This is a genomic window from Gammaproteobacteria bacterium (assembly GCA_040183005.1).
GTDB lineage: Bacteria > Pseudomonadota > Gammaproteobacteria.
Map to the genome: position 1 here is coordinate 44,308 of JAMPIW010000005.1, position 19,319 is coordinate 63,626.

The following is a 19,319-nucleotide window of genomic DNA, read 5'->3' on the forward strand; positions in this document are numbered from 1 at the left end:
GTGCTCTACCTCATACCTTGATCTTGAAACTGTTGGCATACTTCTTCGGATCCTTGCCATCCCATACAACGCCATCAATCAGCTTGCTGACGCGCATCACATCTTTTGGCACCGGCACCTTCACCTGGGCTGCGGCCTCTTTGTAGAGGTCGATCTGGTTTACCTTTTTTGCGACAGCCAGATAATCCGGATCGTCTTTGAGCAATTTCCAGCGTTTATGCTGTGTCAAAAACCACATGCCATCCGACAGATAGGGGAAATTGACCGCACCATCGTTGTAGAACTTCATGTAATCGGGATCCTTCCACTTCCTGCCCATACCATTGTCGTAGTCGCCGAGAAAACGGCCCTCGATAACCTCTTCCGGCGCATTCACATACGACTTGCTGGAGATGGTCTTGGCTACACCGGGCCGGTTGGCAAGGGTGTCGATATATTTCGACGCCTCCAGCACCGCCATCAGCATGGCGCGTGTGGTGTTGGGATATTTCTGTGTAAATTCGAGGGTAGTACCCAGTACTTTTTCCGGATGATCTTTCCAGATATCCTGGGTGGTTGCCGCCGTAAAACCAACCTTGTCGTAAATGGCCCGCGCGTTCCACGGCTCACCCACGCAATAGCCATCCATATTTCCGATGCGCATATTGGCAACCATTTGCGGCGGTGGCACGGTGATGGTTTTTACGTCGGTCAGCGGATGTATGCCATAGGACGCCAGCCAGTAATAAAGCCACATCGCATGCGTCCCTGTCGGGAAGGTCTGGGCGAAGGTATATTCGCGTTTTTCACCCTCGATCTTATCAATCAGCTTCTTCAGCGATGCGCCATCGACCACGCCCTTGGCCTTGGACTGATTCGATAAGGTAATGGCCTGCCCGTTGTTATTCAGACACATCAACACAGCCATGTCCTTTTGCTGGCCGCCGATACCCATTTGTACGCCATACATCAAGCCGTATAAAACATGTGCTGCGTCAAGCTCTCCATTTACCATCTTGTCGCGTACCCCAGCCCAGCTCGCTTCTTTTGAAACGGTTACCTCCAGACCATACTTCTTATAAAGTCCCAGTTCCTCGGCCATCACTACGCTGGCGCAGTCCGTTAGCGGAATAAAACCAATTTTGAGTGATTTTTTTTCCGGCGCATCGGAGCCCGCCGCCCATGCACCAGCACGAATGCCGGGTGAGACCATGTTCATTAGGGCAAAACCACCCAATGCCATACCTCCTGTTTTGAGAAAATCGCGGCGCGAAATTCCATCTTTTTTAATAACGCCGTTGTTTTTCTTTGATTCATTATCATCAATCATCTTCACTCTCTCCCATTTTCAAAGGCACAAAAAAAGCGTCCATTCGCACAGGAATATTTCCTGTGCGAATGGACGCCGTTGTCCGCGCGGCAAACCGCCGTTGGCTTGCCCTATGTTTGTGATATCAACCCGCCATTGGGTAAAATCACTTTAAAAAGTGTTATGCCAAAATATCCGAAACCGTATTAATGCTGTTGGCCACGTCGATCAAACGCATGTTACGATCCATCGCCATCTTGCGCAGCAAGCGAAAAGCCTCATCTTCCGTGCATTTGCGTTGCTTCATCACCACCCCTTTGGCACGCTCTATGTGCTTGCGCTCCGCCAGGGTTTCAGTCGTCCTTTCCAGATCGCGCTTGAGCGCTTGATGCTCGTCAAATCTGGCCATCGCAACATCAATAATGGGTTTTATGCGTTCGATGCTGAGTCCGCCTACCACATAGGCACTTACGCCTGCCTTCACTGCGGCACGAATTTTTTCACTATCGCCATCGTGCGTAAACATCACTATAGGCCGTGGCTGATCACGGCTGATCACACATATATGCTCTAAAGTATCTCGATCCGGTGATTCCGTATCTATAATAACCACATCGGGTTGTAATTCCCGGACACGCACATACAGGTTATCACCGGGATCAACTTGCGCGACAACGCTATGCCCGGCCTCCTTGAATGCCTGAAGAAGCAAAGCGTTTCGTTGCGGGTCTTCATCTACTAGCATGATGCGCATTTTGATGCATGTCCCGCATTAATCCGTGAAATTCAATCGAACCTAATAGAGCATTAGCAATCAACATGCCAAAGCCAGCTATCCCCGCGAATACCATATTAAATCAATATATTACAAACAATATTCCATTCCATCCTTTACCTTAACAGTTTGGCATGCACTTTTTTGGTGAGAACTCCCTTCCTTGCGAGCGCTCATGGTGCAGGATCATCGCCGGCGCTAGGAGCTCACTTGCGCAATTGCAACAACACCGCCTCCGCCTTGGCACCGAGAAAAACATACAACCCCAGACCCACCAGCAAACCCACCGCCGCCAGCATCATCCATACCGCCTGCACCAGATCATGACCATCGCCCAAGGCGGATTTGAACATCAGCAACAGCGATTCTATCGATACCGCGATCAGAATCGCCGCCATAAAGCGCGTAATGGTGCGGCGCGTTGAACTGTGGCGGAAGATGTCCTTGTGCATCAGCACCTCTTCTTCCAGCGTCGTCTTTCCAAGATCAAATACCGCTAATGCGAGCGTAATAAAAACAATCACACTGAAGGGCTTTAATTGCAGCTCATGCGTGTTATGTTCGGTATAAAGCAACGACACCACTTCACTGAAAGCGGAATGAAGTAGCGCTGCAACCACAGCAAACAATCCGGCCACAATAAGAATATAAACCAGCTTGAAATACGGTTGAAAACGCCGCCGTCCGGTATCCCCCATAAGAAACTCGACAGTCTCGCCCAGGTCGATATCAAGCACAATATAGCCCTTGACCTGTTGCTTTTCTTCAACCAGCTTCATTGCAGTAGAGATGCACAGTTTTCTGCTTGCGCTGGACAGATAAGGTTCTGTCACCACCACCGACTCACCATCACGCGCCAGAAGATAATAGGGCCGTTGACTGCGATCCTTGCCTTTGCCGTCACTGGCCGCCATAATTTTTCCGTGCGTGTTGATATTGTCACTGGTTTGAATGCCGCTGGCGTCCAATGTATATAGGAGATCAACGAAGGGATAGTGCTGAACCAGGCACTGTATCGACTTGCGCTGAGCCTCCACATCATCCAGCAGCCGTTCATCGGCAATGCCGGTGATGATCGAGGCCAGCAATTCCTGTATTGCTGCACGGTATTCGTGATAACGTTCGATAATACTGATATAACTCATGGTGCTCATGGACTTCCTCTTCATCAAGGACATACGACAGTCCTGTCACCTTGCAAGAGGCATTTATCACGCCAACAATATTTTTATTGTCATACAATACGTTGCATAAATAATTCGCCGCCATCGGACAAATCCGCACTTTTTTGGAACAAGCCATCCACGCCAGCGTGACAAGATCGGGCAAAGGCGGGAGAATATGACAAGCGTGACCCAATCCATGTGCCATGGGTAAAACACCAGAGAAAACCGCATGAAAATCGACCAGAAACAAGATAATTTTATCCCTATCAATATCGCTGTATTAACGGTCTCCGATACCCGCACTGAAGAGACAGACACCTCCGGCAGGCTTCTGGTTGAAAGCCTGACCACGGCAGGACACACTCTTGCCGAGAAGGTAATCGTTTTAGATGACATCTATAAGATCCGCGCCATCCTGTCGGGCTGGATTGCGCAGGCCAGTGTCGACGCGGTGTTCATCACTGGCGGTACCGGTGTCACTTGGCGCGATATCACGCCGGAGGCAGTACGCCCGTTGCTAGACAAGGAGATTGATGGGTTCGGCGAACTGTTCCGCTCCATTTCTTACCAGGACATCAAGACCTCAACTTTGCAATCACGGGCGTTCGCGGGCATCGCCAATGGCACTTTGATCTTCGCCATGCCCGGCTCGACCAACGCCTGCCGCACCGCATGGGATCATATCCTCCAGCACCAATTGGACAGCCGTCATCGTCCATGCAATTTTATTGAGCTCATTCCACGCCTGAAAAAAGGTTGATCGCCACGCCCATGACTGACGCTTGCTTTACTGAAAAAGAACTGATGAGTGTCGATGACGCCTTGGTGTTGCTGCTGACCAAGGCGCAGCCGGTCGATGAGATTGAATATGCCGACATTTCTAACACTCTAGGGCGAATCCTGGCGCAACCCCAAACATCGACCCTCAATGTACCCCCTGCCGACAACAGTGCGATGGACGGTTATGCCTTCGCTTATCGTGATATCCATACACAGGGCGAGACGCAGCTATGCGTCTCACAACGCATCCCTGCGGGACAGACCGGCCACACTTTATTGCCCGGAACCGCTGCACGGATTTTCACTGGCGCACCCTTGCCACCCGGCGCCGATACGGTGGTAATGCAAGAGCACTGTCACGTCGAAGAAGATAGGGTTATCATCCAGCACCCGATAAAAAGCGGCCAAAACGTGCGGCGCGCAGGGGAGGATATTGCCGCTGGCACTATAATACTTTCGGACGGGGAAAAGCTGCGCCCGCAGGACATGGGACTCGCCGCATCGGTGGGCTTGGCGCAACTGCCCGTCTATCGTACCCTGCGCGTGGCGATATTCTGCACTGGCGATGAGCTTGTCGCACCCGGCAACCCGCTTGCGCCGGGCAAAATCTACAACGCCAACCGCTATACCCTCACTGGACTACTACGGGCGCTTGGTTGCGAAATCATCGACTTGGGGATCGTGCCGGATAACCTGGCGGCAACCCGCACCATCCTCGCTACAGCGGCGCAGCAAGCAGATATCGTTATCACCAGTGGCGGCGTATCGGTAGGCGAAGAAGATCATGTCAAGGCTGCCGTCGACAGTTTGGGACACATAGACTTGTGGCGCATCGCCATGAAACCAGGCAAGCCACTCGCCTTCGGCACCATCGGATCGACGCCGTTTTTCGGCTTGCCCGGCAACCCCGTCTCGGTGTTTGCCACCTTCTGTCTGTTCGCGCGGCCCTTTATTCTGCGCCGTCAGGGCATGATTAACGTGCTTCCACAAACTGTATATGTAGAAGCAGATTTCGACTGGCCCAAAGCAGGCCACCGCCGCGAATACCTGCGCGCCCGATTGACCACCGCGAAAGACGGCAAAACCCGCGCCGTAATTTTTCCGAATCAAAGCTCCGCCGCGCTGTCTTCGGTTAGTTGGGCACAGGGCATGGTTATCATCCCCGAAGGGCATACTGTACAACGCGGCCAAATGGTCAGATTTATTCCCTTCACGGAATTGCTTATTTAAAATGTGAGGAGGAAAATGACTGCACTATCACCCAGTAAGATCACCGGCGTCATCCTCGCTGGAGGACAAGCCCGCCGCATGGGTGGCATTGATAAAGGATTGGTCGAGTTGCGCGGCAAACCGCTTGTCGCCCATGTCATTGCCGCCCTTGAACCGCAAGTAGGAAATATCATTATCAGCGCTAACCGCGACCTTGATCGCTACGCTGGATTTGGTTATGCGGTAGTTGCGGACACCCTGCCCGATCACCCCGGACCGCTCGCAGGCATTCTCAGCGCGATGCTTGCGGCAACCACCGAATACATACTCACCGTTCCTTGTGATACACCCCTCCTTCCGCCGGACTTGATGCTGCGTCTGTCATCCACACTCACACGAGAACACGCCGAGGTGTGTGCCGCGCACGATGGCATGCGCATCCAACCCCTGCTCACCCTGCTGCGCCGGGAACTTGCGGCAAGCATTTTGGATTATCTCAATAAAGGCGATAACAAAGTCGAGCTCTGGCTACAACGCCAGAAGCTCACGCTTGCCGATTTTTCTGATGAAACCGACGCGTTTTACAATATCAACACCCGCGAGGAGCTGGTGGCAATTGAGAATATAGGGACAACAACACAAAAGGAAACAGCATGAAACTCTACGATATGTCACTCTCCGGCAATTGCTACAAGGTCCGCCTGATGCTATCTCTGTAAGGAGTCATCAATGGATGGCAAATATCAAAAGCTTGCCAGGATATGTTGGCATGGTTGGAATTGACTAGCAGAATTACATCAATCGTCCACCAATATATTGGTCGGCAGTTCATCAATACTTGTTTGATTTTTATCACGCCAGTAGTCTCGTATACCTTGCTCACCCTTTTTTTCTGCCCAACGCGATAACGTCTCGCGCTCACCCTGATATTCGTAGAATGGCACGGCATAACCGCATGACGTCTGGATGGAGCTTATTTTCATGACCATCAATTGGCGCTCACCGGGCAGTGATCCAAACAGCGGATGCAAGGTTTCCCATTCCTTGTCTTGATGCCTGACAACACGGCCATGACCGTACAGCCTGAGTATCTGGGGGGATTCGGCAAAACTGCAAAACATGATCGTCATCCGTCCATTTTCCAGCAGATGCGCGGCAGTTTCATTACCGCTGCCGGTGAGATCAAGATAAGCCACTGTGTAATCATCAAGACAGCGAAAGCTATCCATTCCTTTTGGAGAGACATTTATCCTGCCATTATTTGGGGCAGTGCCTGTAAAAAATATGTGTTGTTTCCTGATAAAATCCCGAAGACTGTCATTTAACGTATCATAGAATTTCGCCATTTCAGGCTCCGTTGTAAATCACGAACATGCGGATATTTACGACTACGCCCGCGCCATTTTTGACTCGGCGGCGGCGATAACCAGCGCGGTTTTAATCGCCGTATCTGGGTTGAGTGAAATCGAGTCGATTCCCTCTTCGACGAGCCAGGCGGCAAACTCAGGATAATCGGATGGCGCCTGCCCGCAAATGCCAATTGGCTTACCGGCACGCTTGGCGGTGTCAATTGCCATGGCGATCATTTTGCGCACCGCGTCATTGCGTTCATCGAAAAGATGCGCGATCGTGCCCGAATCGCGGTCAATTCCGAGCACCAGTTGAGTCAAATCATTCGAGCCAATGGAATAGCCGTCGAAGATGCGCAGAAATTCATCGGCCAACATGACATTCGCCGGCAGTTCACACATACCATACACTTCCAAGCCCTGCTCGCCTTGCCGCAGGCCGTTGGCCGCCATGACCTCAATCACACGCGCCGCTTCCTGAACTGTGCGGCAGAATGGGATCATCACCTTGACGTTGGTCAGTCCCATGTCACACCGCACGCGCAGCAGCGCCGCACATTCCAGTGCAAAGCCGTCTGAGTAACGCGGATCATAGTAGCGCGATGCGCCGCGGAAGCCGAGCATCGGATTTTCCTCATCCGGCTCAAACTCGCGCCCGCCCAAAAGTTGCGCGTACTCGTTGGTTTTGAAATCGCTGGTGCGGACGATCACTGGCTTGGGATAGAAAGCGGCGGCGATGCGCCCCACGCCCTCACTAAAACGCCGTATAAAAAATTCGCGCGGGTCTTCATCTCCGATGCGCATGCCGATTTCCGTGACAGCTTGGGGATCGGTGAGATTGGGATAGCGCGCCAACGCCATTGGGTGGATGCCAATGTGATTCGTGATGATGAATTCAGTGCGCGCCAGCCCCACGCCTGCGCTGGGAATGGCGCTCAGTGCCAGCGCCTGGCCGGGATCGCCGACAGTGAGCATGATCGCGGTGCGTGTCTTGGGTACGGTTACCGCGTCGATGTGTTCTATCTCAAACGGGACGTGCCCGGCGTAGACGCGCCCCTCCGTCCCCTCGGCGCAGCAAACGGTCACATCAGCACCGTCCTGCAGGGTTCGGGTCGCGTTGCCGGTGCCCACGATGCACGGCAGGCCAAATTCACGCGACACGATGGCGGCATGGGCGGTGCGCCCCCCCTGATCGGTGACGATGGCCGCCACCTTGCGCATCACCGGCTCCCAGTCCGGATCAGTGTTTTCGGCGACGAGCACTTCACCAGGCTGCACGCTCGAAAGGCCAGAGATCTCCCTCACCACGCGCACACGGCCAACGCCGACCTTTTCACCGACGGCCTGGCCTGTCACCAGCGGCACGCCAGGCACGCCCTTCAAGTAATAGCGCTCAGCGGCGGCGGTGCGCGGTTTCGCGGAATGGACCGTCTCCGGGCGCGCCTGCAGGATAAACAACTCGCCCGTCAGGCCGTCTTTGGCCCATTCGAGGTCCATCGGCTGCGGATGATTGACCAAGGCCGAATAGTGCTCTTCGATCACACAGGCCCAGCGTGCCAGCGTAAGCACTTCATCATCACTCAGGGAGAAATGGTGGCGCTCAGCAACAGGCACCTGTTCACTGCGAGTGGCGCGGCCGCTATCGGCGTAAACCAGCCGCATTTCCTTTGGGCCCAGCCGCCGCCCGATAATGGGGCGCAGTCCCAGCGCCAGCGTGGGTTTAAATACCATCCATTCGTCGGGCGTGACGATGCCCTGCACTACAAACTCACCCAGGCCATAGGAACTCGTCACCACCACGGCATCACGAAACCCCGTTTCGGTATCGAGCGTGAAAATCACGCCGGAACTTGCCTTATCGGAGCGCACCATCGGCATCACGCCGACCGAGAGCGCCACCTTGAGTTGGTCATAGCCCATCCGGGCGCGGTAGCTTATGGCACGATCCGTGAACAGCGATGCAAAGCATGAATGCACCGCATGCAGCAATCCCTCGCGCCCGCGCACATTAAGGAAGGTTTCTGCCGCGCCTGCGAACGAGGCCTCGGGCAAATCCTCTGCCGTTGCCGATGAGCGCACCGCCAGTTCCGGCTCCCGTCCCAGACGCTGACTAAGCTGCTCGTAAGCCGCGATGACCGCACTGCACAGCGCTTCGGGCAATGGCGTCTCCATCACCGCCGCACGCGCCTGGCTACCGCGCACCGCCAGCTCGCCTAGATCTTCGGGGTCAAAGCTGGAGAAAATCTCACCCAGCCGGTTTTTTAGATTTCTTTCTGAGAGCAACAACCAGTAGGCATCGGCCGTTGTCGCAAACCCATCCAGCACACCCACACCCTGCGGCTTGAGCTCGTTGAACATCTGCCCCAGCGATGCGTTTTTGCCGCCAACACGCGCGACATTGTTCATATTGATCTGAGAAAAATCGAGCGTGTAAGGCAGTGCAGCGGTCATGTCCATCTCCTCCGGGATTCTCTCAAGAAACTCAAGGGCGCCTCAAAGATATCGCCCGCGCTAATTAAACCCAGATTGCCCATTAGGCGAAATAGAGCGCGCAACGCCGTTCGTGGTGAGCTTGTCGAACCATGAACGGCCCTTCGACAGGCTCAGGGCGAACGGTTTTGGGGCTAATGAACAATCTGGGTTAACATGGAGAGCGATAGGTTTATAACACCCCATGCTCCAGCGCTTGCAAGTAAATGAAGTCTGGCGCTTTTACGCCCGCCTTCTTCCTGATTTCCACCAGCTCTGGCGATTCAAAAAATCTTCTGGCTCCTTCCAGCGAGGACCATTGTGAAAAGTGGACGATATTATTTGCGTCATTATCGTACCTCAATAGTTGATAGCTTATTTCTCCCGCATCTTTTCTCATTGCTGCGGCTTGATCGAAAACCTGTTTCCAGGCTTGATAATTTTCGACCTCATGAATAATTAAGACGTACTGCACACAATCTCCTTTTCTTGAATAAATCATCGACCAAATGATCGTATCAAGCTAACGGGATTCCGCCCTTTAGCCCTCCCACACCACTGGCCATATGGTAGCGTGAAACAGAAACGATTGAGTGGAACTTCAGTTTGGCCTCACAGCCTCAATCTGGGGTTTCGCTACGCGTGTCGTCACTACTTTTCAGATAACAAGTGCATGCCCATCTCGGGCACACTAGGGTGGGTCACACCCTGCGAATGAAATCATTTAGGCGAATCCCTGCTGCCGCCATGCCTCATAAAGGATAACTGCAACCGCGTTCGACAAGTTCAGGCTACGGTTGCCGGGCCGCATGGGAATGCGTAATAGATGTTCAGGCGGCAGCGTATCAAGCAACTCGCCGGGCAAACCGCGCGTTTCCGGGCCGAACAGCAAGGCGTCACCGGGCTGGAAAACAGCATCCGCATAGCATTGTTTGCCCCGAGTGGAACATGCCAACAGCCGCGCGGGCTGGACTGCTTCCAGAAAAGCATCAAAAGTTTCATGCTCCACCACGCGCGCGAACTCATGGTAATCAAGGCCCGCGCGCCGCAGCTTGGCGTCTTCCAGACGGAAACCCAGCGGATGAATCAGATGCAAAGCCGCCCCGGCATTCGCGCACAGACGAATGATATTGCCGGTGTTGGGCGGTATTTCAGGCTGGTAGAGGACGACGTGGAACATCAGCACATCTTAACTGAATATTTCATGAATTCGCGTTTTTCGTGCAGTATCCGAGGTTAAGGATAGAGTCCTACTCCTCCCCCATCCCCAGGTCTTTGATTTTACGTGTCAGGGTATTGCGGCCCCAGCCTAGCAAGCGGGCGGCATCCTGGCGGCGGCCACCGGTGTGTTTGAGGGCGGTTTCAATCATGATGCGTTCAAAAACAGGCATGGCATGATCGAGCACGCCTATTTCACCACTCGCCAGACGCTGGTCAGCCCACGCCCTGAGCGCAAGCTCCCATTCACCACCATTGATATTCGGAACGATGGCATCGAGCTTCAGCTCGGGGGGCAGATCTTCCATGTGGATTTCGCGGCCCGAAGCCATCACGGTCAGCCAGCGGCAGGTGTTTTCAAGCTGGCGGACATTGCCCGGCCAGTCGAGCCGGCACAGGTAGGCCTCGGCGTCGGGACGCAGGGTTTTGGGCTCGACATTGAGCTCCTTCGCGGCGCTGTTGAGAAAATGGCGCAGCAGCAGCGGCATGTCCGTGCGCCGTTCACGCAACGCCGGAATATGGATGCGGATCACGTTCAGGCGGTGAAACAGATCCTCGCGGAACAGCCCCTCCTTGACGCGCCGTTCAAGATCCTGGTGGGTGGCGGCGATGATACGCACATCCACTTTGACGGGGGTATGCCCACCCACCCGATAAAACTCGCCATCCGCCAACACCCTCAGGAAGCGGGTTTGTAATTCCGCCGGCATGTCGCCGATCTCGTCCAGGAACAGTGTGCCGCCATCTGCCTGCTCGAAACGGCCGCGACGCATATTTTGCGCACCAGTAAACGCGCCACGCTCATGGCCGAACAACTCGGACTCCAGCAGGTCACGCGGTATCGCCGCAGTGTTAAGCGCAATAAATGGTTTACTGGCTCGCGGACTATGGCGGTGCAAGGCGAGAGCCACCAGCTCCTTGCCGGTGCCGGACTCGCCATTGATCAATACCGTGATATTCGACCTGGCAAGCCTGCCGATGGCACGGAACACCTCCTGCATGGCTGGCGCTTCGCCGATGATCTCGGGCGTAGGCATCTCTTTTTCGGCGGGTTGCACGCTGCGGTTACGGCGGCTCTGGTCGACGGCGCGACGCACCAGGTCTACCGCCTCATCGACATCGAAGGGCTTGGGCATGTATTCAAATGCGCCGCCTTGATAGGCGGACACTGCACTGTCCAGATCGGAATGGGCAGTCATGATGATCACCGGCAGGTCCGGGTGCTCGGTCTTGATGCGTTCGAGCATCTTGATCCCATCCATGCCGGGCATGCGGATATCGCTGATGATGACATCCGGCGCGCCATCCTCCAACGAGTTCAGCGCCGCCGCCGCATTGTCGAAACTGGCGACATCCATATCGGCCTGCCGGAGCGCCCGTTCCAGCACCCAGCGGATCGCCCGGTCATCGTCAATCACCCAAACATGTTCCTTTTCACTCATGTGCCTTCTCCAGTGGGAGCAATACTGTAAACACCGTCCGTCCCGGACGGCTCGTGCATTCGATCAGGCCGTCGTGCTGCTGCACCAGCGACTGGGCAATGGACAACCCCAGCCCCGTGCCTTCTGGACGGGTGGTAACCATCGGGTAAAAGATACTTTCAAACATGTCGGCGGGGATCCCTGGTCCATTGTCAATAACATCAACCCTTGCTGCCAGCTTGTAGCGGTGCTGGCCTATGGTGAACTGCCGCTGAACCCGGGTACGCAAGGTGATCTCGCCCGATCCATCGATGGCCTGCACGGCATTACGCACAATGTTGAGCAGCGCCTGGATAAGTTGATCCGGATCGGCATTGAAGTCAGGGATGCTGGGGTCATAGTCGCGGATGATCTCGACCCCTACCGGCACCTCGGCCAGCACCACGCCACGCACGCGCTCCAGCACCTGATGGATATTGATAGAGCGCTTGTGCGGCACGGTATTAGGCCCCAGCATACGATTCAGCAGATTTTGCAGCCTGTCAGCCTCACCGATGATGATGCCGGTGTATTCCTTGAGCGATTCATCGCTCAATTCACGCTCCAGCAACTGCGCGGCGCCGCGCAACCCGCCCAAGGGATTTTTGATCTCATGCGCCAAGCCACGCACCACAGCGCGCGCCGCCTGATGCTGCGCCAGCAGGTTTTCCTCACGGGTAATGCGCATATGATGATCGACCTGCACCATCTCCACCAGCAGTTCCTTGCCTTGCACTTCGCCCAATGGGGTAACCGTTAAATCCACCGTGATCTTACGATCCACCGGCAGCGTCAACAGCAATTCGCGCTCAGTAAAGGGATACCCGCTCTCCAGTGCCTTGCGCATGGCATCAATGACAAGCTCGGCACCCGGCAGCAGCTCTTGCACTGGAATGGCGCGTACCCGCCTTGCGCTCACAGCAAACAGCATCTCACCTGCGGGATTAATGTAAATGAGGCGTAGCGCATCATCGAACATCAACACGGCGGTATTGAGGGCATCAATGATGCGCCGACTTATTGCATCCTGTGTCATATCATCGGGCAACATATATAGGCTTCAGCAAAAATTGAACCAACTCATGATATCCGCACACAAAATAAAACAAAATCTCTTAAAAGACCAATAAATACAATATATTAAAATAACACCACGAAGCTCCGACAATGGCCGGCGCGGCATGAAGGGAGAAAGATGGGAAACAGCATGATTCAATAATAACGCAAAGACTGCATGGATGCCCTATTTTGGTGCGTTGCGCACAAATGCCGGGCAAAAACTTGTTATTCGAACTTTATTTCAACCCAGATTATCCATTAAGCGAAATAGAGCGCACAACGCCGTTCGTGGTGAGCTTGTCGAACCATGAACGGCCCTTCGACAGGCTCAGTGCGAAATGGAGTTAACTACCTCTACCAGCTCGAACGTGTTCCCGTCGGGATCCCGCACAAACAGTGCGGGACGCCCTGATCGGGAGCGGGTAAACGGAACACCCGCTCCATCCAGCACCAACGCCATTACCTCGACATCATCCACCGCCAGCGCCACGTGACGATCCCGCCCGCCATGCACAGGCCGGCCGTTCGCGGGATCAGGATTAGGCAGCTCCATAATATGGATCTGCTGGCCTGATTCCAGCACATACCACGCGCCAGGGAAACCCAGATCAGGGCGGGATTCATCTGGTCTCAACCCCAGCACACCTTCATAAAACCGCCGCGCACGTTCAAGGTTAGAGACTATCCAAGTGATGTGCAAAATACCCTGAAATTTCGTCACAAAAAATCTTTCCACAAAAAAATCGGATAGTACACCGGCCTGACCTTGTTTTCTACATATCAAAATCCGTGTCGAAATCTGCGATTAAAGTCACAGAATCACGCGCCGATAACATATACGCAAGAGTTGCATGGACTTACCGACTATGAAGGAGACCAACCCATGAATCAATTTATCGCCATCATTCTAGCTTCTGCCTTAACCCTATTTTCATGGGGAAATCTTGCTCGTGCTGCAGATAATAGCATTGAACTCAAGATGGTTGCTGAAAAGGAAGTAGAGACCGTCAACTCATCTGGAAAGAAGGAACTTAAACGTGTCGAGCCAGCGCTTGTCACGCCAGGTGAGGAAATAATTTACACCCTGTCTTACTCAAATACAGGCAAGGAAATCGCAAAAAATATTTTCATCACCAATCCCGTTCCACAACACATGGCATATAAGCCGAATAGCGCGGCGGGCGAAAGCACCGCCATTGTGTACTCCCTGGACGGTGGAAAAACCTTCGACAAACCTGAAAACCTGAAGGTGCGCACATCCGACGGTAAAGAAAGAGTTGCCATGGCGGCAAACTACAGCCACATACGCTGGATTATTCAAAAACCGCTGCCACCCGGAACAAAGGGTGACGTGAGTTTTCGCGCGCTATTGCAATAATAATTCGCTCAAGAGGATCCCCCCTCATGTACTTAATAAAAACCAACAAACATCTGCCTGGCCGCTCCCGGCATCCTGCCTCCCGCGACACTAGTACATCCCGGTACGTCGGACTGCTTTTATTCATCCTTTCGCTATTCGGCGTATCGCACTCGGCATTGGCAGCGGGTACTGTAGCGGGCACCAGTGTCAGCAATTCCGCCACAATTAATTACCAGGTCGGCGCGATCAGTCAGCCTGCGATAACAAGCAACGCCGTTGCCTTCGTAGTTGACAAGAAGGTAAACATGACCGTTGTGACAACCGACGCCGCAGCAGTTTCAGTGACGCCCGGATCGAGCAACAATATTGTCACCTTTACCGTGACCAACACCAGCAATGATACGATGGATTTTTCCTTAACCAGCCAGGCGCTGGTGGGTGGCACGGCGAAGTTTACCGGCACGGACAACATTAACGCATCGGCCGTTTCCGTGTTCGTTGAAAGCGGGGCCACGCCGGGATACCAATCCGCCCAAGATACTGCAACCTTTATCGACGAACTGGCTGCCGATAGCAGTAAAACCGTTTACATCGTTGGCACTTTTCCCACCGGACTGAGCAATGGCGACATTGCGACCTATGGGATGATTGCCGAAGCACGGGCCGCTGGTGGTGCAAGCAGCTTGGGCGCGGCACTTACCCAGGACACCGGGGCCGATAATCCGAGCACAGTACAAATCGTGTTTGGGGACGGCACAGGCACGGATGACGCCAGCCGCGATGCCAAACATTCGGATCGCAGCGATTTCAAGGTGGTCACCGCAACACTGGCTGTCACAAAATCGTCCTCGGTAATCAGTGATCCATTCAATAACACCACCAATCCCAAGGCGATACCCGGCGCGGTCATTGAATACACCATCACCATCACCAATGCAGCGAGTGCGGCAACAGCATCGAGCATCTCCGTTGCTGACAGCCTGAATTCAGAAATCACCGGTGGCAGACTGGCATTCAACACGACCACGTACGGCGCTACGCAGGGAATCCAGGTCACCGCGCCAAACATCAACGCAGGCGTCGCGACAGCGCTGACCAATGGCTCGGATGCGGATCAGGGCGATTTCAATGTTACGGCAGGCAATACGGTCACCGTCACTGGAATTTCACTCACAGGAGGTCAATCGGCCACCGTTAAGTTCAGGGTAACGGTTCAGTAAGAGCCGGGCGGGCATCGGTATAAGATTGGCGGCACACGGCGTGCCGCCAAACCGAGCCCCATCTGCATTTCCGCCACCACATTCTAATGCTGGCTCACGGCCATGAAATTTTCCAGCGCATTAGACATTGCAAGATATTGCGCACAGGTCTTTCTGCGCCTGATCGTTGGCGTATTTCAGGTGCTCTTTACACTGACATTCAGCTTCCTTCTGTTGCCCTCCGTAGCATGGACAGCGACACCCGCTGGCACCGTGATCAATAACAGAGCACAAGTAATCTATACGCTCGGGGGTATAGGCAGCGTCAGCACATCCTCCAATGTTGATCAATTCACTATCTCCGCATTAAACACGGGCGTTAACGCGACTCTTGGCATCGCCACACCATCAGGCGCATTTTCAGCTGGGAATTCGACCATTCTCAACATCACAATTACCAACCCGTCCAGCAATCCACTGACAGGTGGACATCTGACATTTGCCACACCCGCGGGGTCCACCCTGCAATTATTATCCGGTGCAGGTGTTGTTTCATCAGGAAATGGATATTCCATCCCTGACATTATCGCCAACGGTTCGCTGGTACTATCCATCCGCTTGACTGTTCCCCTGACGCAACCTCCCGGAAACCTTGCGGTTCCGATCAGCTATCAGGCAACAGGTCTATCACCTGTGAGCAGCAATACATCATTAGCCATCAAGGCAAGAACCCGCTCAAAAATTGAATTTCTGCAATATGATGCCACCGGAAATGCGCCGCCCACCCCTGTTGGAATCACGCAATTTGCAAACAGTAGCGGCGCCATCGAAGACATTCCCGCGCCCACGCTGCCAGGCGGTGGAAATATCCACGTTACAGATCAGGCCGTGTCGCTTATGCCAGCTAGTGGCTACCACAAGGGGCAGACAATTTTTATCAGGGTGAGCGACCCTGACCGCAACGCCGATTCAAACACGGTGGAAACCATTGATGTGAATGTGACGGACATACAAATGGGGGACTCAGAAACCCTGAGGCTCAAAGAAACCGGGCCGGATACTGGAATATTTACGGGTTATGTCGCGTCCACAACCGCACAGACCATCATGAATAATGGATCGCTGAGCGTCACAACAAATGACAAAATAACTATCCGCTATGCCGACAACATTGACAACACCGATGCCGCGACGGTCTCTGTGCTGGTTGATCCCTATGGCGTGGTTTTTAACAGCAGCACCGGGCAACCGGTCAACGGCGTCGAAGTGCGCTTTATCAACAGTGATACCGGCCTGCCCGCCGTTGTATTTGGCGATGATGGCGTGAGTAGCTATCCTGCCACAGTGATTACCGGTGGGCAGGTTGCAGACAGCAGCGGCGCCGTCTATCAATTTCCGGCGGGAAGCTACCGGTTTCCACTTTCAACACCTGGGAATTACCGCCTGGAAGTAAAACTTCCCAATAGCTCCGGCTATACCTGGCCATCCAGCGCAGCAACCTCAGCCATCCAGTCATTGCCTGGTGCGCCATTTGCAATTGACATCGGTTCACGCAGCGAAGTCTTTTCTCTACAAGCCGGTCCGCCGTTACGCCTCGACCTGCCCATTGATCCTCTTCAAACACCGCTGTTTGTTCGCAAAGCGGCGAATAAAAGTCTGGTGGCAAACGGAGATTTTCTACAATACGGCATCGACATTGAAAACACCACCAGCCTTGTTTCGGTTCCCTCCGTAGAACTCGTCGATCTATTGCCGCATGGATTCCGCTATCAGAGCGGTTCCACCAAAATAAATAACATCGCTGCTGCCGATCCTCTCATTCTTCCGGATGGACGGACACTCAAATTCATGCTCGGCGATCTGGCCCCGGGTACACGGGCAAATCTCAGTTATGTGGTTGAGGTGGCGGTTGCACCGCTTGGAAAATCCACGAACCAGGCCACCGCCCAGAGCAATGGCGTCAGCCGTTCAAATCTCGCCGAGGCGGCAGTGGACGTGCGTGAAGATCTGATGCGCAGCCGCAGCATACTCATGGGGCGCGTCATCGTTACCGAGCCGGGCGTCACTGTCACGGATGATGTAAAAAATAACAACGGCCTCGCTGGTGTGCGCATCTATCTGGAAGATGGCAGCTTTGCCGTCTCCGACAAACGCGGCATGTTCCATTTTGAAGGCATCAGGCCGGGCACGCATGTCGTGCAGCTGGATCTCGACACCGTTCCAGAAAAATACGAAGTCATTCCGTTTGAGGAGAACACCCGCTCTGCCGGGCGTGCCTGGTCAAAGTTTATTGATGTGCAAGGAGGAACGATGTGGCGTGTCGACTTTCATGTCGCCCTTAAACCGCGCCAAGAAGGCAATGTCACCCTCAAGATGGACAGCACGCCGCATGAAGGCGAGCACATCCAGAGTTATAAATTAGAGGTAACTACTCACCCCCGATTAAGTTGACCTCACCCGCGAGAGCCATTTGAATCGCAATAAGAGGATTATGTCCCTTGTTGGCCATAGTTTGCAGATAGCTTGATATTCGGCAATAAGCCTGAGCATAAATCTCTGAGCGGAAACAGCCTGAGACCTTTTGCTTCACCTTGGACATTCTCAAATCACGCTCGGCCCGATTATTGGTGAAGGAGACATGCGGGTTTTTGGCGAACAGCAGGACGGATGCCTCATGTTTTTGCAATCGCTCCAGCAGATTGTGCGCATCTGACTTGGCGAGTTTGCCGCGTTTGCCGCTGGGCTTTTGGGGAATAGGTGGAAGCTCTTTTTCGCCACGGGTGAGAATCGTGCGGTAGCGCTTTTGCAACCGCGCCAGCGCTTCATCGGTCAATCTCTTTTCCGTGCTTCTGGAGACGGTGGCGCAGCTCTCCTGTAAAAGGCGTTTCATGTGGCGCGCCCAGGCGTAGTCATTGGCGTCAACAATGAACGTCAATTCGCGCAGCAGATGCGAGCCGCACAGGCCGTGAGAGCAGTGATCATAGGACAAGTAGGATGACCAACAGTCATGGATAATGGCGCCACCGTAGCGCGGAATAATATCAATCGACGAAATCGCTGCCGTGCCCCGTTTTCGATGTAAAAACTTGAGGGTGATCTCCCCTGCGGAGTACACGTGTATCCAGTGGTTTTGCTTATCCACCCGCAAGGAGGTCTCATCCACATGCATAGAGGGTGCTTTCAGCAGCTGTGCGGTGGCGTGCTGCTCCCACCGCTCCAAGGCACGATGAAGCCGCAGCACAAAAGCCAGAAGAGTGGCTTCAGAGATCACAACACCGATCATGGAGGTCAGCAGCGTTTGCGCGCGATTGATCGCGACCATCTGAGACACCAGTAAATTGATGACAAAGGCCTTTAAGCCATCGCCGTATTGCAACGGGCCGTGCATATCCGCCGGGAACTTCCCTTTGACCGTCGCATCGCAGACCGGGCACTGCTTGACCTCGGCATCCACATGCTCAACGACTTTCTCAAAAACAATATCGATCTTCGTCCGTCTTTCATGGTGACTACAGGGCGTATTATCCAGATCTTCGCCACATACATCGCAGAGGCGGACTCTAGAAAGAGTCACACTCTCTTTGACGCGCGTGTTTTTCAGCAGGGCGCCGTTTTCGTTTTTCCCCTTACCCTGGCTCCCCGGATGACTCAACGAGGAGTCGTCCTTTTCCGTTTGGGAGGAGGGCTTGCTGGAGTTGCGGCTGTCTTTCTTGGTTATTCTTTCCAGAAAAATGGAGAGCATCAGCTCCATCATCATGAACATGCTATTCATAAGCACCTGAGTTTCGCGAGGCACTTTACCGTCGCAACTGAGCTGCTCAAAATCCGCTTTCAACCGGCTGACTTCGTTTCTGACCGAGGTTTTGTCTAGGCTTGCCATTAATAAGGGGGGCTATACGTTTGGAATAGCCAAAGGATAACATGGCATTTTTCGACCCCCTGATAACGGTCAGATCAGGCTGAAATGGTTTTTTCGACTTGAAATGG

17 protein-coding genes are annotated in these 19,319 nt (G+C 53.8%); 6 read left to right on the forward strand and 11 right to left on the reverse strand.

Annotated elements, in window-relative coordinates; translation table 11 throughout:
• Positions 1-10: 10 nt before the first annotated feature.
• The 3 genes from M3A44_05460 to M3A44_05470 all read right to left on the reverse strand — a co-directional run bounded on the left by M3A44_05460 (position 11) and on the right by M3A44_05470 (position 3,217).
• On the reverse strand, positions 11-1,309 hold the full coding sequence (locus tag M3A44_05460) for an ABC transporter substrate-binding protein (protein MEQ6341102.1): 1,299 nt from the start codon (positions 1,307-1,309) through the stop codon (positions 11-13).
• A 160-nt stretch (positions 1,310-1,469) separates the two neighbouring features.
• Positions 1,470-2,042, reverse strand: a complete 573-nt coding sequence (locus M3A44_05465) for an ANTAR domain-containing protein (GenBank protein ID MEQ6341103.1) — start codon at positions 2,040-2,042, stop codon at positions 1,470-1,472.
• Between the two features lie 227 nt (positions 2,043-2,269).
• Entirely contained in the window at positions 2,270-3,217 is a 948-nt protein-coding gene (locus M3A44_05470) for a PDC sensor domain-containing protein (GenBank protein ID MEQ6341104.1), read from the reverse strand.
• 241 nt (positions 3,218-3,458) lie between these two features.
• Between M3A44_05470 and moaB the strand changes: the two genes are divergently transcribed.
• From moaB to mobA, 3 genes are read left to right on the forward strand one after another with little or no spacing between them, the layout of a single operon-like run.
• Positions 3,459-3,989 carry a molybdenum cofactor biosynthesis protein B gene (moaB, locus tag M3A44_05475; GenBank protein ID MEQ6341105.1) on the forward strand — a complete coding sequence of 177 codons (531 nt, stop codon included), beginning with the start codon at positions 3,459-3,461 and terminating at the stop codon, positions 3,987-3,989.
• Between the two features lie 11 nt (positions 3,990-4,000).
• Complete coding sequence (locus M3A44_05480; protein MEQ6341106.1) at positions 4,001-5,239, forward strand: molybdopterin molybdotransferase MoeA; 1,239 nt, start codon at positions 4,001-4,003, stop codon at positions 5,237-5,239.
• Positions 5,240-5,254: 15 nt separating this feature from the next.
• Positions 5,255-5,875, forward strand: a complete 621-nt coding sequence (gene mobA, locus M3A44_05485) for a molybdenum cofactor guanylyltransferase (protein MEQ6341107.1) — start codon at positions 5,255-5,257, stop codon at positions 5,873-5,875.
• 140 nt (positions 5,876-6,015) lie between these two features.
• Here the strand turns inward: mobA and M3A44_05490 are convergent, their stop codons facing one another.
• From M3A44_05490 to M3A44_05520, 7 genes are all read right to left on the reverse strand, one after another.
• Positions 6,016-6,564, reverse strand: a complete 549-nt coding sequence (locus M3A44_05490) for a pyridoxamine 5'-phosphate oxidase family protein (GenBank protein MEQ6341108.1) — start codon at positions 6,562-6,564, stop codon at positions 6,016-6,018.
• Between the two features lie 42 nt (positions 6,565-6,606).
• Positions 6,607-9,018 (reverse strand): phosphoenolpyruvate synthase, encoded by a 2,412-nt coding sequence (gene ppsA / locus M3A44_05495; GenBank protein MEQ6341109.1) that lies wholly within the window; start codon positions 9,016-9,018, stop codon positions 6,607-6,609.
• Between the two features lie 211 nt (positions 9,019-9,229).
• Positions 9,230-9,511 carry an antibiotic biosynthesis monooxygenase gene (locus M3A44_05500; GenBank protein ID MEQ6341110.1) on the reverse strand — a complete coding sequence of 94 codons (282 nt, stop codon included), beginning with the start codon at positions 9,509-9,511 and terminating at the stop codon, positions 9,230-9,232.
• Between the two features lie 249 nt (positions 9,512-9,760).
• Complete coding sequence (gene trmL, locus M3A44_05505; protein ID MEQ6341111.1) at positions 9,761-10,216, reverse strand: tRNA (uridine(34)/cytosine(34)/5-carboxymethylaminomethyluridine(34)-2'-O)-methyltransferase TrmL; 456 nt, start codon at positions 10,214-10,216, stop codon at positions 9,761-9,763.
• 70 nt (positions 10,217-10,286) lie between these two features.
• On the reverse strand, positions 10,287-11,696 hold the full coding sequence (gene ntrC, locus M3A44_05510; GenBank protein MEQ6341112.1) for a nitrogen regulation protein NR(I): 1,410 nt from the start codon (positions 11,694-11,696) through the stop codon (positions 10,287-10,289).
• A complete protein-coding gene (gene glnL, locus M3A44_05515) occupies positions 11,689-12,750 on the reverse strand; it encodes a nitrogen regulation protein NR(II) (protein MEQ6341113.1) in 1,062 nt (353 codons plus the stop codon). Before glnL ends, ntrC begins: the two co-directional genes overlap by 8 nt.
• A gap of 351 nt (positions 12,751-13,101) precedes the next feature.
• A complete protein-coding gene (locus M3A44_05520; GenBank protein MEQ6341114.1) occupies positions 13,102-13,494 on the reverse strand; it encodes a VOC family protein in 393 nt (130 codons plus the stop codon).
• Positions 13,495-13,656: 162 nt separating this feature from the next.
• Between M3A44_05520 and M3A44_05525 the strand changes: the two genes are divergently transcribed.
• The 3 genes from M3A44_05525 to M3A44_05535 all read left to right on the forward strand — a co-directional run bounded on the left by M3A44_05525 (position 13,657) and on the right by M3A44_05535 (position 17,783).
• Positions 13,657-14,151, forward strand: coding sequence for a hypothetical protein (locus tag M3A44_05525; GenBank protein MEQ6341115.1), 495 nt, complete (start codon positions 13,657-13,659; stop codon positions 14,149-14,151).
• Positions 14,152-14,177: 26 nt separating this feature from the next.
• Positions 14,178-15,353, forward strand: a complete 1,176-nt coding sequence (locus M3A44_05530; GenBank protein MEQ6341116.1) for a hypothetical protein — start codon at positions 14,178-14,180, stop codon at positions 15,351-15,353.
• A 102-nt stretch (positions 15,354-15,455) separates the two neighbouring features.
• Positions 15,456-17,783 (forward strand): cellulose-binding domain-containing protein, encoded by a 2,328-nt coding sequence (locus M3A44_05535; GenBank protein MEQ6341117.1) that lies wholly within the window; start codon positions 15,456-15,458, stop codon positions 17,781-17,783.
• Here the strand turns inward: M3A44_05535 and M3A44_05540 are convergent.
• Entirely contained in the window at positions 17,761-19,212 is a 1,452-nt protein-coding gene (locus M3A44_05540) for an IS66 family transposase (GenBank protein MEQ6341118.1), read from the reverse strand. The two genes, M3A44_05535 and M3A44_05540, sit on opposite strands and share 23 nt — an antisense overlap.
• Positions 19,213-19,319: the final 107 nt, after the last annotated feature.

Coding starts and splice junctions, on each gene's coding strand:
- M3A44_05525 (MEQ6341115.1), top strand. CDS start 13,657: ATGAATCAATTTATCGCCATCATTCTAGCTTCTGCCTTAACCCTATTT.
- M3A44_05540 (MEQ6341118.1), bottom strand. CDS start 19,212: ATGGCAAGCCTAGACAAAACCTCGGTCAGAAACGAAGTCAGCCGGTTG.
- M3A44_05465 (MEQ6341103.1), bottom strand. CDS start 2,042: ATGCGCATCATGCTAGTAGATGAAGACCCGCAACGAAACGCTTTGCTT.
- ntrC (MEQ6341112.1), bottom strand. CDS start 11,696: ATGAGTGAAAAGGAACATGTTTGGGTGATTGACGATGACCGGGCGATC.
- mobA (MEQ6341107.1), top strand. CDS start 5,255: ATGACTGCACTATCACCCAGTAAGATCACCGGCGTCATCCTCGCTGGA.
- moaB (MEQ6341105.1), top strand. CDS start 3,459: ATGAAAATCGACCAGAAACAAGATAATTTTATCCCTATCAATATCGCT.
- M3A44_05490 (MEQ6341108.1), bottom strand. CDS start 6,564: ATGGCGAAATTCTATGATACGTTAAATGACAGTCTTCGGGATTTTATC.
- M3A44_05535 (MEQ6341117.1), top strand. CDS start 15,456: ATGAAATTTTCCAGCGCATTAGACATTGCAAGATATTGCGCACAGGTC.
- M3A44_05480 (MEQ6341106.1), top strand. CDS start 4,001: ATGACTGACGCTTGCTTTACTGAAAAAGAACTGATGAGTGTCGATGAC.
- M3A44_05460 (MEQ6341102.1), bottom strand. CDS start 1,309: ATGATTGATGATAATGAATCAAAGAAAAACAACGGCGTTATTAAAAAA.
- M3A44_05470 (MEQ6341104.1), bottom strand. CDS start 3,217: ATGAGCACCATGAGTTATATCAGTATTATCGAACGTTATCACGAATAC.
- M3A44_05530 (MEQ6341116.1), top strand. CDS start 14,178: ATGTACTTAATAAAAACCAACAAACATCTGCCTGGCCGCTCCCGGCAT.
- ppsA (MEQ6341109.1), bottom strand. CDS start 9,018: ATGACCGCTGCACTGCCTTACACGCTCGATTTTTCTCAGATCAATATG.
- glnL (MEQ6341113.1), bottom strand. CDS start 12,750: ATGACACAGGATGCAATAAGTCGGCGCATCATTGATGCCCTCAATACC.
- trmL (MEQ6341111.1), bottom strand. CDS start 10,216: ATGTTCCACGTCGTCCTCTACCAGCCTGAAATACCGCCCAACACCGGC.